This is a genomic window from Bifidobacterium sp. ESL0745, assembly GCF_029433335.1.
Classification (GTDB): Bacteria; Actinomycetota; Actinomycetes; order Actinomycetales; family Bifidobacteriaceae; genus Bifidobacterium.
This window is the reverse complement of record NZ_JAQTHX010000001.1, coordinates 566,594-581,957: the sequence shown is the minus strand read 5'-3', so window position 1 is coordinate 581,957 and position 15,364 is coordinate 566,594. Positions and strand designations below refer to the sequence as shown.

15 protein-coding genes are annotated in these 15,364 nt (G+C 55.3%); 13 read left to right on the top strand and 2 right to left on the bottom strand.

The window, feature by feature from the left end; translation table 11 throughout:
• Positions 1-93: 93 nt before the first annotated feature.
• Together PT275_RS02130 and PT275_RS02125 are read right to left on the bottom strand one after the other, a co-directional pair.
• Positions 94-297, bottom strand: a complete 204-nt coding sequence (locus tag PT275_RS02130) for a cold-shock protein (protein ID WP_277141744.1) — start codon at positions 295-297, stop codon at positions 94-96.
• 214 nt (positions 298-511) lie between these two features.
• Entirely contained in the window at positions 512-1,126 is a 615-nt protein-coding gene (locus tag PT275_RS02125) for a LytR C-terminal domain-containing protein (RefSeq protein ID WP_277151910.1), read from the bottom strand.
• A 152-nt stretch (positions 1,127-1,278) separates the two neighbouring features.
• On the opposite strand from PT275_RS02125, the gene PT275_RS02120 reads away from it, so the two are divergent.
• The 13 genes from PT275_RS02120 to PT275_RS02060 all read left to right on the top strand — a co-directional run bounded on the left by PT275_RS02120 (position 1,279) and on the right by PT275_RS02060 (position 14,968).
• The gene (locus PT275_RS02120) at positions 1,279-2,046 is read left to right on the top strand and encodes a uracil-DNA glycosylase (RefSeq protein WP_277151908.1); all 768 of its coding nucleotides are present in this window, start codon (positions 1,279-1,281) and stop codon (positions 2,044-2,046) included.
• A gap of 17 nt (positions 2,047-2,063) precedes the next feature.
• Positions 2,064-3,143 (top strand): MoxR family ATPase, encoded by a 1,080-nt coding sequence (locus tag PT275_RS02115; protein WP_277151906.1) that lies wholly within the window; start codon positions 2,064-2,066, stop codon positions 3,141-3,143.
• Entirely contained in the window at positions 3,140-4,102 is a 963-nt protein-coding gene (locus PT275_RS02110; RefSeq protein ID WP_277151904.1) for a DUF58 domain-containing protein, read from the top strand. The genes PT275_RS02115 and PT275_RS02110 overlap by 4 nt, the downstream gene beginning before the upstream one ends.
• A gap of 44 nt (positions 4,103-4,146) precedes the next feature.
• A complete protein-coding gene (locus tag PT275_RS02105) occupies positions 4,147-4,716 on the top strand; it encodes a hypothetical protein (protein WP_277151902.1) in 570 nt (189 codons plus the stop codon).
• The gene (locus PT275_RS02100; protein WP_277151900.1) at positions 4,713-5,771 is read left to right on the top strand and encodes a VWA domain-containing protein; all 1,059 of its coding nucleotides are present in this window, start codon (positions 4,713-4,715) and stop codon (positions 5,769-5,771) included. The genes PT275_RS02105 and PT275_RS02100 overlap by 4 nt, the downstream gene beginning before the upstream one ends.
• Complete coding sequence (locus PT275_RS02095; protein ID WP_277151898.1) at positions 5,768-6,826, top strand: VWA domain-containing protein; 1,059 nt, start codon at positions 5,768-5,770, stop codon at positions 6,824-6,826. Before PT275_RS02100 ends, PT275_RS02095 begins: the two co-directional genes overlap by 4 nt.
• Positions 6,823-7,467, top strand: coding sequence for a DUF6466 family protein (locus PT275_RS02090; RefSeq protein WP_277151896.1), 645 nt, complete (start codon positions 6,823-6,825; stop codon positions 7,465-7,467). The genes PT275_RS02095 and PT275_RS02090 overlap by 4 nt, the downstream gene beginning before the upstream one ends.
• Positions 7,468-7,556: 89 nt before the next feature.
• On the top strand, positions 7,557-9,002 hold the full coding sequence (gene purB / locus PT275_RS02085) for an adenylosuccinate lyase (RefSeq protein WP_277151894.1): 1,446 nt from the start codon (positions 7,557-7,559) through the stop codon (positions 9,000-9,002).
• Complete coding sequence (locus PT275_RS02080) at positions 8,999-11,530, top strand: lysylphosphatidylglycerol synthase transmembrane domain-containing protein (protein ID WP_277151893.1); 2,532 nt, start codon at positions 8,999-9,001, stop codon at positions 11,528-11,530. The genes purB and PT275_RS02080 overlap by 4 nt, the downstream gene beginning before the upstream one ends.
• A gap of 216 nt (positions 11,531-11,746) precedes the next feature.
• On the top strand, positions 11,747-12,031 hold the full coding sequence (locus PT275_RS02075) for an HU family DNA-binding protein (RefSeq protein WP_033521170.1): 285 nt from the start codon (positions 11,747-11,749) through the stop codon (positions 12,029-12,031).
• 132 nt (positions 12,032-12,163) lie between these two features.
• The gene (locus PT275_RS02070) at positions 12,164-13,021 is read left to right on the top strand and encodes an inositol monophosphatase family protein (RefSeq protein WP_277151892.1); all 858 of its coding nucleotides are present in this window, start codon (positions 12,164-12,166) and stop codon (positions 13,019-13,021) included.
• A 211-nt stretch (positions 13,022-13,232) separates the two neighbouring features.
• Entirely contained in the window at positions 13,233-13,427 is a 195-nt protein-coding gene (locus PT275_RS02065; protein WP_277151890.1) for a ubiquitin-like protein Pup, read from the top strand.
• Complete coding sequence (locus PT275_RS02060) at positions 13,427-14,968, top strand: proteasome accessory factor PafA2 family protein (RefSeq protein ID WP_277151888.1); 1,542 nt, start codon at positions 13,427-13,429, stop codon at positions 14,966-14,968. The genes PT275_RS02065 and PT275_RS02060 overlap by 1 nt, the downstream gene beginning before the upstream one ends.
• Positions 14,969-15,364 lie beyond the last annotated feature (396 nt).

Here is a 15,364-nt window from a genome sequence, read left to right as displayed (position 1 = left end):
CAAAACTGATGAAATTGCGCTGTTGGCATGAAAAAAATCGGGCCCAATCCAAAGAATTGGGACCCGACGTTAAATATATGTACTGGTCAGAAATCAGAGCTTGGTGACGCTAGTCGCCTGCAGGCCTTTCGGGCCTTGCTCAAATTCATATTCCACCTTGTCGCCGTCATCGAGCTTCTTGAAGCCGTCACTTTGAATAGCGGAATAATGGACGAACACATCTTCGCTCCCGTCATCGGGGCTGATGAATCCGTATCCCTTGCCAGCATTGAAGAACTTCACGGTACCTTGTGCCATAATAACCATTCTCTCATCCGAGTGTCACGCGAAAACAATATGAGGAACCCGGCTGATTCCGGATACCACATCACATGACATACGTTTACTATAGCCACGACCCCGGTCAAAAACGCACAACACGCCGTGAAAATGAACAATATACACATAAAAAAGACAATTACCAGATCAACGGATCATCTTTTAACAGATATGAATCAATAAAATACCTGTATCAGTTGAGAAGCACGACAACAATCGCCTGGGCGATGCCGTTTTTCTGCTGAACGGCGGTAATTCCCAAAGTGTTCGCCACATCCTGTGCCGTGGCCTTATCCGTGTCATTCTGATACCAAACAACCGTCGAGGAAGGAAGCGAACCGCTGGGATTCGCCGGGGTCGCATTGGTGTAGCCCGCCTGTTTCAGCACATCCGTCTTCTTGGCGGCATACCCGTTGGTATGTGTTGCGTTGATGACCTGGACAGCGGTCTGCTTGTTCACTTGTTGTCCAGGCTGAGGAGTCGTCTGCTGAGGCTGATTCGTAGAAGTATCCGTATCGGATTTGGTATCGGTGTTTTCCTTTGTCGTTTGCTTCTTTTCGACCTTCGGTGCGCTCACCGTCTGGGATTGACTCTGGCTGTGCCCGCCAAAGGTTTTTTGCAGTTCCCCAGAATAGAACCCCCATACCAGAAGACCAGCGAGAATGGCCACAACAACCACGACGATGTACGGAATGGAACGTGAAAGCAAAGAAGTATTGCCACGATGAACGCCTATAGGCCCCTTCGGAGGATTATCGAACGCGTCCTTTTGGTAAGACTCATAGGTACCTCGTTCATCGCGCGCCATAATTCTCCTCCGTTGTTTCCGCTACAAACAGTTACTATCAACTATAGCGTCTTCTAGCGCCAAAACTCGACCGTCACCAAAAATCCTCAAAAAATAAATATATTGTCTAGTAAGAAAATCAAACATACCGCCCGGTACCTAAGGTTGGGTCTATGAACGAAACCCATATCAAACCACTGTCACAGCTAGTTGAGGCCGGATGGGCGCAGGCCCTTGCCGATGTGGAACCGGACATTCACCGGATGGGAGATTTCCTGCGCGCGGAGCACCGAGCCGGGCGACAATATCTGCCGGCGAGCCGTAACATCCTGCGTGCCTTCACCATACCCTTTGATTCCATCAAGGTGCTGATCGTCGGGCAAGACCCCTACCCGACACCAGGCCATCCTGTGGGCCTGAGCTTCTGTGTCAACCCGGATGTGCGTCCCGTGCCCAAGAGCCTGCAGAATATCTATAAGGAGATGCACGACGACCTGGGCCTGCCGATCCCTCAAAACGGAGATCTCACCCCATGGTGCGAAAGAGGCGTCATGCTCCTCAACCGCTGCCTGACCGTCGGGGTGGGTCGACCCAACAGCCATCAGGGCAAAGGTTGGGAAAAAATAACCGATGCAGCCATCACCGCCCTGAACGCAAGAAAAGAGGAAGAAGGCCGTCCCAAGCCTCTGGTCGCAATTCTCTGGGGTCGCAACGCGCAAAGCCTGGAACCTTTGCTGAGCAATGCATTCATCATCAAATCCCCTCATCCAAGCCCGCTTTCCGCTTCACGGGGATTCTTCGGTTCCCGCCCGTTTTCGCGCGCCAACGCGGCATTGGAACAAATGGGCGCCGAACCGGTCAACTGGGACCTCACTTCGGGTTCGACCGTACCAGCCAGTACAATGCCACTCACAGAGCAACAAGAGACACGAACCATCTGAAACCGGAATGAATCATCATGGCATTTTTCCCACCACGTCCGCAACAGCCACAATCTGCAGCCCAACAGGGCGAAACCTCAATTCCTGTGCCGACTGCCGCCGCTCAGCCCGGAGTCAGCGACGGCACCCGCGCCAAACAACTGGCCGACCGCATCCGCATGCGCTTCGCCCAAACGCTTATCGGGCAGGAGAATTTACGTGAGGCGCTGATCACCACCATGATCGCAGGAGGGCATATCCTCATCGAGTCGGTGCCGGGTCTTGCAAAAACCACGGCCGCACAGACCTTGGCAACCTCTGTTTCCGGCACCTTCCGACGAGTACAATGCACGCCCGACCTCATGCCTTCCGACCTTGTAGGCACGCAGATCTTCGATTTTTCAAAACAGCAGTTCTCCACCCAGATTGGCCCGATCCACGCCAACTTCGTTCTGCTCGACGAAATCAACCGTTCCAACGCCAAAACCCAATCGGCCATGCTCGAAGCGATGGCCGAAGGAGCCACGACGATTGGCGGCAAGCGCATAGCGTTGCCCAAACCGTTCATGGTCATCGCCACGGAAAACCCTATCGAGGAAGAGGGAACGTTCACCCTTCCTGAGGCGCAAATGGACCGTTTCATGATGAAGGCCATCATGACCTACCCAAGCGCGGACGACGAAACGCGCATGCTCGCCATGCTTACCCAACGAGGAACGGATGTGGTGGATCCCACGGTCCCCGCCCAGGATGCCCTGAGCATCGCCGACGTCGATTTCCTTCGCGCCGCCGCACGTCGCGTCCATGTCTCGGAAGCGATCATGAATTATACCGTCGATCTGGTGGCCACATCACGAGGCGCAGGCAACCACCCGATCAAGAACCTTGCTGCAAAAGTCAGGCTTGGAGCGAGCCCTCGTGCCTCAATCTCGCTGGTCCGCATCGGGCAGGCCCAGGCCCTGCTCAACGGGCGCGACTACGTCATCCCCGAAGACGTCAAAAAGTTCGTCCATGAGATTCTCCGTCATCGTATCCTGCTGACATTCGAAGCCCAGGCCGAAGGCGTGAACACCGACCAGATCATCGATTCCATTGTCGAAACGGTGCCCGTTCCATGAGTTCCGACCCACGTCAGACCTCTTTCGAAGCGGCAAATGTGCGCAGGAAGATCGAGACCCTTTCCTCGACACTGACTCTGCCCACGGTTCGTCGCGCCCTCGGAGTGCTCGAAGGCGAACATTCCTCGTCAAGGCTCGGAGGCAATAACGATCCTCTATCCACCAGGGACTACACCTTTGAGGATGAGGCAAGACTCATCGACTGGAAGGCCAGCGCCAAGGCCGGCCATCCCATGGTCATCGACCGCGAGCGCCTCGTGACCTCACGGGTCCACCTGCTGCTGGATCATGGCCTGGAAATGGAGGGGCGCACATCCTCCGGGGAAACTGCATCTGAGGTGGCAGGCAACGCGATGTGCATGTTCGCGGCCTTGAGTGCACGCCGGCATGACAGGATTTCGCTGGTATTCGCAGACAGCAAGAACATCATCCGCAAACCGTTCAAGGGCGGCCTCGCCCAATTCGAGCGGGCCATCGACAACGGGTTGGGTGGCTCCAAGCGTTCCCCGCGAAATTTCGAAGCATTGCTCAGCTATGCCAGAACCCTCAACGACCAGGGTTCCCTCTTAGTCATCGCCACTGACGAGCATGCCTTGAGCCAGGACCATCTGCATGCTCTGCGGCTCATCGCCGCGATGCATCCGCTGATGCTCATCGACGTGGCGACTTTGAATCCCTTCAGAAAGGTCGGGTTCGGCCATATCACCGACGGACTTGACGGAAGAGGCATCCCCTCGTTTCTGATCAGGGACTCAGCGGCCAATGCCGTCGACACGCATCGCAAATATGTGACAATGCAGTTGCAAGAACAGCTGAAGGCCAGCGGAACCATGTTGATACGCGCGACATCCAGCGAGGATATGTTCTCCCAATTCATCAACCTGGTAAGTGTGACGTTGAAGCAGACCTCATTCCAATCACCGCAGTCATTTTCCATACTTGAAGGAGGAATGGCATGAGTCCGACGATGCAATTCCTCCTTCCACCTCGAATAGGACAAGCAATGGGCGCGCAGGAAACCATTCGTTCCAAAGGTTTCCTCGGCTTCAATGCCATGGTGACGAACGCAGACGAACGCAAGCCCGAAGGCCTTATCACCATGCCGACGGCTTTGATCGTCGCGTTCATCAGCTTTCTTGCGGTCGCGGTGATTCTTTTCATCGCGATACTGGTGTTGTCAAAACCGAAAAGGAAAACCGCTCCGAAACCCCATGGCGTCCACAGCAACCAGAACGACAAGCGGGCATGGCGCGAGCGGATCGATGACATCGTCGAACGCCACGCGCGCGGCGAACTGACGCGCGATGCCGCACTACGCGATCTGGCTCAAGTGGCACGTGATTTCGCCAGCGTGAAAACCGGCAAGGACATGAGCACTTACACCCTTGCGGACATCAACCATCTACCTGTTTCCGCTTCTTCAGACCCAGGAATGAAACTCTTGCGCCAAACCATCAATGCCCTCTATCCGCCGGAATTCGCGGATGCCGAGCACCATGTCGAAGCCCGCTCCACCAGCGTCGAACAGGCCGCTGAATGGGTCTCCAACCTGATCGAAAGGTGGAGAAAGTGAATCTCGAATGGCATTGGCCGTGGGCGGGCGTAATAGGTCTCGCTCTTTCAATCGTACTTATCGTCGTCTGGCTGCTGGTCTCTTCCCGTCGACGCCGCAATTCTGCGCAGATCCCGGTCTTCGGCCTTGACGAGGACCTTAATACCGAAGTCGTCAGCGAGCTTTTTCGCCAGTGGCGTGTATTGGGACGCACCGCAACGGTGGTGCTGGTAATCGCGCTTCTGCTTTCCCTGGTGACGGTTTCAAGGCCATCCACCGTCGATGAAGCCGACGAAAGGGCTTCAAACCGCGACATTGTGCTCTGCCTGGACGTCTCGCCTTCAATGTTGTCATACGATCACGAAGTGCTCGCCTCCTATCAGCGGCTCGTCTCCAATTTCAAAGGCGAACGCATCGGGCTGAGCCTGTTCAACTCGACTTCACGCACACTGTTCCCTTTGACCGATGACTACCAACTGGTTTCTGGGCAACTCAAGAATGCCAGCGACATTCTGGCAAGCATTTCCTCACAGGACAAAATCGACAAAACCGATCCGCGCACATTGCAGAAGTTCTCGGATCTTATCGACGGCACACAGAACAGAAAAGACCAGACCAGCCTTATCGGCGACGGATTGGTCAGCTGTGCCGCCATGTTGCCGGGCTTCACCTATGGCAAGTCGAACCGATCCGCAGCCGAGGCTGACAAGGCCTCAATCGTGCTGGCGACCGATAATTTCTCGGGCAAATCGACGTACACGCTTTCATCCGCTTTGGACCTGACGCAAAAGGCCGGCATCGTGGTGGACGGGTTATACGCAGGCCCGGCCAGCAACGAGAATGATGCGTCGACCATTGAGATGCAACACGACATCACATCCCACGGCGGCTCGTATTTCTCCGTACATTCGGGCAAGCCCATAGAAAACCTCGTTCAGACCATTGAAAAACGAAAGAACCGTGACGAACAAAAGGTGCGCAAGGCCGCTTTGGTCGACGCGCCCGGCTGGTGGACGCTGGCATTGGCGCTTTTGGTCACGCTTTGGATAGGCCTTGCTTGGAGGCTCAAACGATGAACCTCGACGATCTTATGAACTTGCGTTTTAGCCCGGCCCTCGGTTGGCCTGCCGGGATCGCCATCGCCGCCGTCATGATCGGCCTGGCGGTCGCGCTTGTCGTCGTCCACCGACATAGGAGCGGCAACAGCGACGAAACGGTGTGGGCATGCGCACGCCGGTGTGCCATCTGCGTGATTATTGCGCTGATGGCATTGACCCCGTCGACCGTCACCACGACCACAAGCAGGGCTGTCAACACCACCGACGTGGTCATCGCCACCGACGTAACCGGTTCCATGGCCGTTGATGACGCCCAATACGGTTCCGCGCAAACAATCACCAGGCTGGATGCGGCCAAAAAGGCCATCAACGACCTGACCACGATCTATGACAACTCCAGTTTCGCCGCCGTCCATTTCGGTGCCAGCGCGACACTGGACGTGCCGCTGACTCCCGATACCGCTGCCATACGCAACTGGGCATCGGGACTAAGCCCCGAACCGACCGCCATATCCTCCGGGTCGACGTTGGACGCTCCGATCGACCCGCTTTTGGTGGCACTCAAATCGATGCGCTCCACGCACCCTCAGGATAAAATAGTGCTGTTCTACATATCCGACGGAGAACAGACCTCGGACAAATCACGCCGTACTTTCTCCTCCCTTCGCCAATACCTTGATGATGCCTTCACACTTGGTGTCGGCAGCGAACAGGGCGGGCAAATACCGGAAATCAAGGCGGGACCCACCGATTCACCGAGTGACCAGCCAGCCCAAGACAACCAGGATTGGGTGAAGGACCCAGCCACCGGGGCACCAGGAATATCGAAAATGGACAAAAAGAACCTGACGGACATCGCCGATGAAATGAGCGGCAAATGCATTCTGCTCGACGGCACACATAAACTCGGCAAATCCTCGGTTTCCGCGCTTTCGAAACATTGGAGAAGTGTGGAAACCCCGAAACGACGCCAACGAGTCATGCCGATGGTTTGGCCGCTTTCCATCGCATTGGCGGTATTGCTGGCCTTCGAGTTGGCTAGCTGGATCGGTATGTCAAGGAGGCTTCTGTGAACAGAAAGAACAAGCAAAAGAACGCTCCCCAACCACCGATTGCACCACCCAAAAATCATCGACCCGGTAAAAAGCAGAGCGGCAACGCGACATCAAAAACGCAAAAACGTGGCACCGCAATGGTCGCTCTTCCGGTACGTGTGGCGCTGGCAGTCGTGGCGCTTCTCTGTGTGGCCGTCGCCGCAATCGTTTTGGTCAATATCAACGCGATCGACAATTACAACGAGGCCACCGCATCGCTGAACGCGAACATTGCCTATTCCAAAAAGCCTGATGCAGATGCGCAAACGCTCAAGACCCAGCTCGATCAGACGGACACGCAATTCGATGAGGCAAAACGGTTTGGCGCTGTTGTTGCCCCCGAAACAAAAAGGCTTATCGATTTCAACAGCAGCATTTCCAAGGATCTTGCAGATTCCACTATGCGCAAGCTGCAAGCCGATAAGAACCAATCCTCGTCCAAAGCCAACGTCTCCGGTTCAAAAACCTCTTCTGACGACAACAAGAAACAAGGGCTTAGTGACGAACAGCGCAAACAGGTCGAGGATACGCTCAAAGCCAACCAGCCCAACGGTCCGGTAAGCAGTGAAAAGAAGACCCCTGCCAACAATGGCGGGAACACAAATGTCAAGCCTTGGTAAGTAAACCCCGACTACAGAGAATGTGATACATCATTGGTTTATGGTGAACACTGTCGCTCAGACAACGGGTTGCACTAAGCTAAAGCCTTATGCACCTGACCCAAATTTCTCCGGCAATCGCGTTGACTTCATTGGACGGACGTTATCACAAGCAAACTGCTCCGCTCGTCGAATACCTCAGCGAGCCGGCGCTGAACCGCGAACGGATCACCGTGGAAATCGAATGGATGATCCTTTTGGCTAATGGATTCGATGGCAACGGCAATAAACCTGTCCTCGAAGGAGTCAAGCCCCTTACCGCCGGAGAAATCGACTACCTTCGTGCCATCCCGGAGAATTTCGGAGCCGAGGGCATCGCCAGGCACGCGGCCTATGAGGCCAAAACGCATCATGACGTCAAAGCGGTGGAATACTACATCGACGACGAGCTCGACCGTGCATTGAGCGTTCTCGGCGAGGACACGCAGCTTGCGAACCTCAAGACCTTGGTTCATTTCGCCTGCACATCTGAAGACATCAACAATCTGGCCAATGCCCGTTGCATCAAAAAGGCCGTCACTCTGGTCTGGCTTCCCAAGGCGCGTAAGCTGACTGATTTCCTTGCAGATAAAGCCGAGGAGTTCAAGGACCTGCCAATGCTCGCCCTGACCCACGGACAGCCGGCGACGCCAACCACGTTGGGCAAGGAGCTGGCGGTATTCGTACACCGCCTGAACCGTCAGTTGAAGCACGTCGAAGACCAGGAATACCTCGGCAAGCTCAACGGCGCCACCGGCACATTCGGTGCACACATCGTGGCCTGCCCCGACGCCGACTGGCTGGCGATCTCGCGCGAGTTCGTCACCAACCGTATGGGGCTTACGTGGAACCCGCTGACCACGCAGATCGAAAGCCATGATTGGCAAGCCGAACTTTACGGTACGATCAGCCACACCAACCGCATCCTGCACAATCTGGCGGTGGATATCTGGATGTATATCTCCCGTGGTGTCTTCGCCCAGGTTCCCGTCAAGGGCGCGACCGGCTCGTCGACCATGCCGCACAAGGTCAACCCGATTCGTTTCGAGAACGCCGAGGCGAACCTTGAGCTCTCCTGCTCGTTCCTTGATACCCTTTCCAGCACGCTTGTCGAAAGCCGCTGGCAGCGCGACCTCACCGATTCCACCACCCAACGCAACATCGGCGCAGCACTTGGTTATTCGCTTCTGGCACTCGACAACCTGCTTGGCGGACTCGAATCCATCCATCCCAATTTTAAAGTCATCGCCACAGAGCTTGATCAGAACTGGGAAGTGTTGGGCGAACCCATCCAGACTGCGATGCGTGCCCAGGAATTTGCGGGACGGCAAGGCATGGAACGCCCGTACGAGAAGGTCAAGGAAATGATGCGCGGCAAAAGCATTTCCAAGGCCGACATCGAGACGTTCATCGACTCGTCGGACTTCGACGATGCCACAGCGGCCCGTTTGAAGGCGTTGACCCCACAGACCTATACCGGACTGGCCTCGATTTTGGTGGGTTTTGATCGCCAATGAGCGATAACACGCCCGCTTCGCCATCTGGAAAAAGCTCACCTTCATCGGTTGGCGATTCTGAAACGAACCAGACTTCGATTCGGGTCGAGTCCACTGATCACGGCACGCTTCAGCCGCCACGACATGGTCAGATGGCCGATATCGATGACGTCGCCCCACAGCGGGCCCACAACGCCAACGATCTGCTTCACGCGGTGGGGGCGCTGATCCTTGCCGTCGTCATCATCGTGTTCGCCACGTATATGCATGGCATCACCACCGGTGTGGAACACGACGCCAAAACCGCCGGCCAGGCGTTCACCTGGCTCATGGATCTGCCGGTTTCCATCCTTCAGCAGTTTTTGAGCTTCGCCATTGTCATCAGCGTGCTCATTCACTTGCTCATCAACCGCGAATGGCTGCAATCGGCCATATCCGTCGTGGCATTGTTCATCGGATACGCGGTGATTCTGTTCCTCTCCTTTGCCCTCTTCCATCTTGGCGTTCCCGCGTTGCTTGCCGCCGTCAAGTCCAGCGAAGGTGCAGGGCCGGCGATGCTGCCCGACTTCTATGCCGGCATCGGCGCGTTCCTGACGGTGGCAGGGCCAAAACGTTCCCATTCCTCAGTTAAATGGGGATGGAACACGCTGTTTGTCGCGGCGGCCATCTTCGTCATCGTTTCGTGGCATTCGGTGGCCGGCACCATCGTCTCATTCGCCATCGGACGGATCATCGGCCTGGTATTGCGCTTCGCAATGGGCACGCGAACCCAGGGACTTTGGGGGTCGGGAATCGTCAACGCCGTCAACAGCATCGGCTTGAGACTCACCGAACTGCACCGATACAAGGCCGACAACGAAACAGGAGCCTTCAAGTCCAGGCTTGACGACGATCTCATCGAAAATTCCCGTATCTACGATGCCAAAGACGCTCAGGGTAAACGCTATACCATCTCCGTTCTCGACTCCTTGCCGCATGCCGCCGGTTACCTGAACCAGCTTTGGCAAGGACTGCGTTTCACCGGTGTCGCCATACGCCGAGACCGTTCTGCCAGCGACGCGATCCATCATCATTTCTCGATGCTGCTGGGACTGAAATCCTGTGGTCTGAGCGCGCCGAACCCCTATGGAGTGATGGACAGCGAGGAATCCTCGATTCTGGTGTTCGATACCACCGATACCCCTGCCCCGTTCGATTTTGACGACCTCAACGAGGCGGCGATGGTCGACTATATGGATTATCTTTCCAAAGCGAATAGTCGCGGGTACACCCACCGTCGCATCACCCCCGATACCCTGGCCCAAATCCATGGCGAACATGTCATCGTCGGCTGGCAAAACGGCGACTACGCCAGCGGCAGCACCAACGTGGCTATGGACAAAGTGCAGCTTTTGGTGCTCCTGGCCACACTCACCGACCCGGATCTCGCCATCAAGGCGGCACTGAAGGTCTGGGAGCGCAAGACGTTGGTTTCATTGGCGCCTTTCGTGCAGAAGGTCGCGATTCCCTCGTCCACCAGAAACCTGCCGGGATGGAACAAGCAATTGCTCGCTCAGGTACGCGACGGCCTCAACGCCCTGGCCCCGCAGGATGAAGCCGAAGCCACGGAACCGGTGACGCTGGCTCGTTTCAATGTCAAATCGTTCGTTTCGATCACCCTGCTCATCATCGCCGTCGCCGTCATCTTCACCCAGTTGAGACCCAACGAGGTCATCTCCGCCGTACGCCACGCCAACATCGCTTGGGCACTGGTGTGTCTGCTGCTTTCCATGCTTGCCTGGGTCGGTTCGGCCATCACCCTCGGTTCGTTCATGGACAACGGGAAACGGCACTGGTTCGATTTGTTCTGTTCCCAGGCATCTTCCGGTTTCACCGCCGTTTCCATGCCCGCCGGCGTGGGCCCCGCTTTCGTCAATCTTCAGTTCCTGCGCAAGAACGGCTACAAGAACACTGCGGCCACGGCCATCATGTCGGTGACCTGGGCGGTACAGGGCTTGACGACGATCATATTGCTTCTGCTGATGGGTCTTTTCACCGGGCGCAACATGTTCTCCGGAATGGTACCGACCAATACGTTGGTCGTGGTCATCGGCGCGATCGTACTGGTGTTGTGCCTGTGCATGGCCATCACCCCCATCCGACGCAGGATCGTCGACAAATACCTGCCGATCCTGCGTTCCTACGCCCATCAGCTTGTCGAGGTTCTGGCCCAGCCACAAAAGCTTGCCGGCGGCATCGTCGGGGCATTGATTCTCAATATCGCCACCGGACTGGGCTTCTGGGCATCGCTGATGGCCTTCGGCACTTCGTCGAATCCGTTGGAGACCACGTTCGTGTTCCTTCTGGCCAATACTTTGGGCAGCGCGGCACCGACCCCCGGCGGCTTGGGTGCAGTGGAAGCGGCGCTGACTTTCGCTTTCACTTCAATTGGCGTGCCGCCTGCGGTGGCATTAAGCGCGACTCTGCTTTACCGTGTCGGCTTCTACTGGCTGCGCATCCCCATCGGTGCATTGGCCATGAAGCGGCTTGACCACCGTAACCTGCTCTGACTTTTATGCAACGTGCCTCTGAAATCAGGGAAATAGTCATCTGAGGTACTTTGTCATCAAAATCGTCCAAATTGGTGCTTGGGCGTGCCCAAATCTTTACAAATCCGATAAAAAACTCTCGTAACTGGCGGTATTTGGCGAGACTTTGGACTAGAATGAACAACTGAAACGTGGCTTTTACCAAACAGGAAAGCCCCTAATCAAGAAGGATTCTTCATGGCATACAACAAGTCTGATCTCGTTTCGAAGATTGCACAGAAGTCCAACCTGACCAAGGCTCAGGCCGAAGCGGCCGTCAACGCCTTCCAGGATGTGTTCGTCGAGGCAATGCAGTCCGGCGAAGGCCTGAAGCTGACCGGTCTCTTCTCCGCCGAGCGTGTTCGCCGTGCTGCTCGCACCGGTCGCAACCCGCGCACCGGCGAAACGATCAAGATTCCGGCATCCTACGGTGTTCGCATTTCTGCTGGCAGCCTCCTCAAGAAGGCCGTTGCCTCCAAGTGAGCTGACCACAAGATCATATGATCTTCAATACCTCCGATTGTCATGCGATCGGAGGTTTTTTATGCCTTATCCACGGTTATAAAGCCTACGGGATAGTATATATACGGCAAAGTTGAAAACAGGCAGGTAGACATGACGACAAATCCAAGGGCATTGGCGCTTAAAGTAGCTCAGGTGACACAGGACGCCGGCAAACATGCGCTTCATGACCAAATCAATCCGCAGGATTTCGCTGAGTTTGAAATTCCCGCCACCAGCATGCAGCTTGGGAGCAATATCGACAAAAAGCTCATCGCCTTCATCGAGAACCGTCTCAACTATCTTGAACCCTTTGACGGGATGTGGCGCGACAGACCGGAAAACGCCAAGCCAGGAGACCGTTTCTGGTGCGTCGGCCCGATTGACGGCGCCATCAACTTCCGCCGCAACATGAGCGAATGGACCATCACCGTTTCGCTGTTCGAATTCAACAAGGAAAATTCGGCACAGCCGATTCTGGGAGTTGTCCATGCCCCGGCACTTGGGCTGACCTATCTGGCCGCTTCCGGGCAGGGCGCCATCCGCATCCGCCGCACGCCGATCGGTGAGAAGCGCGGAAAGGTCATTCCCTCAACCACCAGAAGCCTGAACGGTTCGATCGTGAGCTTCGGCATGTCCCATGTTCCGGCCGAATCCGAACGAGCATTCCATGTCTTAAGCGAGATCGCCGGTAAGCCGGCCGATGTCAAACGTATCGGTCCGGTTTCGTTGGACCTGTGCAAAGTGGCCGATGGCACCTATGATGCCTATTTCGAACCCCATCTGCACCGCTGGGATATTCCCGCGGTCTCGGCCGGCACCGTCGTGGTCCGGCAGGCGCAAGGCAAAGTGAGCCGTTGGAACGGTAACCCCATCCACTGGCGCAGCGAGAATGACATCGTCGCCACCAATGGCCTTATCACCGACGAACTAAAACCTTATCTCGTCGATTTAGACTATCCCTTCCAATAAAAAACTTGAATTGACTTCAGCGCGACAGCTTTTCTGGCTTCGGATGGCTGTGTTCCCTTCGTTACTTTCGATGAGCGCAGACCGGATATCAGCCAACGAAAAGCAAGAGGCCGCTGCATTCGGGTTCCGCTAAAGTGGATAAGAGATACGTGTATTCATGGCAACTGTTATCAGCTGATTCAGCTTACGGTTGTCAAGACCAAGGAGCGAAATGACACAGAAGTTCGTGCAACGGCAGCATCAGAGCGAAGAACCCGAATCACAAGTACAAGACAAAACGAAGAATGCCGAAAAGGCCGAGAAACAGGAAGACGCTCTGGACGCCGTACTCGACGACATCTCCTCGACTTTGGAAACCGATGCGGAAACGTACGTTTCGAGCTTCGTGCAGAAAGGCGGCGAGTGATGCCGCAGCTGCGTGACAGCAGCAATCAAGGACCCGGCAACACCACGTCGCGCTCCCCCGAATACGATTCGTTCCACCGCATTTTCGGCATCGAAACGGAATACGGGGTCTCGGTGACCAGGGCGAACCATCCTTGCGATCCCGGCCAGGTTGCGATGATGATGTTCGCACCGATACTTTCGCGTTCGCGTTCCACCAATACCTATTTGGAGAACGGTTCACGGCTGTATCTCGACGTGGGTTCACATCCCGAATATGCGACCGCCGAGGCGCGTGACCCCGCAGAAGCGCTGGTACAGGATCTGGCCGGCGAGCAAATCATGCGCCGTCTCGCCATCGGCGCGCAGGAACGTTTGCGCAAGACCCACGGTGAACATGCGACCATTCACTTGTTCAAGGACAACGTGGATTCGGCCGGTCATGCCTTCGGCTGCCACGAGAACTATCTGGTGCGCCGCTATGTTTCGCTGCCCATCATCAAGGCGCAGCTTCTGCCGTTTTTGGTGACCCGTCAGCTTTTCACCGGTTCCGGACGCGTAAGCGAAAGCGGTTTTGAAATCACCCAGCGTGCTGCGTTCCTTGATGAAGGTGTTTCCTCATCGACCACGCGTTTCCGTCCAATGGTCAATACACGCGACGAGCCGCATGCCGACCCGGACGAATTCCGCAGGCTCCATGTCATCATCGGCGATTCCAACCGTTCGCAATGGGCGACGAAAATGAAACTCGCCACCACCCACTTGGTGCTTTGCGTCATGGAAGACGCCGCGAAACGGGGCGCTGCCTCAGGTTTCGAATGCTGTGCGTTGAGCGACCCCAGCGCATCGAACAAGGCGATGAGCGCCGATTTGAGTTGTGCAAAGACGGTGATTGGGCTTGAAGATATTGCGGCGTTTCGCAGGACGCAGAGGGAATTCGGATTGCAATCTCCGGACTCTGATGCTGATGCCAGTACGGATTCCAAAGCGGATTCTCAGGCTGTCACCGCCTTGGAAATCCAATATCTGTACTGGACCGTTGTTTCACGGTTTGTCGAATCCCATCGCGTTCAGATAGAATCCTCTTTGCCGGATACCAATTGCACCACGATTCTGCGTGAGTGGAAAACAGCACTCGATGCGTTGTCTGCCAAGGATTTCGACGGGCTTTCCAATCGTGTCGACTGGGTGGCGAAATACCAGCTGCTCGGCAAAATGAAGGAACGCAATCCTTCGCTTTCACCGGCACAGGCCCGACAAATCGATATGAACTATCATGACATCGTCAATGGAAGCATTTATCCGTTGTTGGTAGGCCACGGATTGATGGAAACGCTCGTATCGGATGGTGCCGTCGAATATGCCGTTAAAAACCCGCCTCACGACACCCGGGCCGCATTGCGCGGCGGATTCGTCCATCGAGCCTTGCAATCGGGTGCCACGTTCAGCTGCGACTGGACGCATTTGAAGACGACAGCTCCAACCCATCACGAAGCCGTATTGATCGATCCGTTCGCCTTTATGCCTGATGATCGGTATCGTCTGCTGGTGGCAAGCCTTTAACCTTTGCATGGATTGGCCCGTTTTGCACAACGAATTGCAAAACGGGCCAATTTGTTTTCATAGTATGCACCACAACAATAAACGTCAAAAAGCCTATCTGATTAAAAAATATCATCAATAGCGAAAAATAACTAACTGATGAATAAACTGATTTCCGCATCGTTGCAGTCTTGTAATTTCTCAAAGACATCAATGGTTTCGAAAAATTCTTATACCGCTTCGATCATATCGTTTTACGCTTTATCAAGACACATGTCTCAATATTTTTGACGCTATGCTAACCAATATTGATGTCTATCAACATATATGTACAGTCGCGAGGAGTTTACATGGCACCGTCTTGAGATCAAAGCGAGCAACAGCCTATAGTTGCTCGAACAATCAACAAGGATGCCC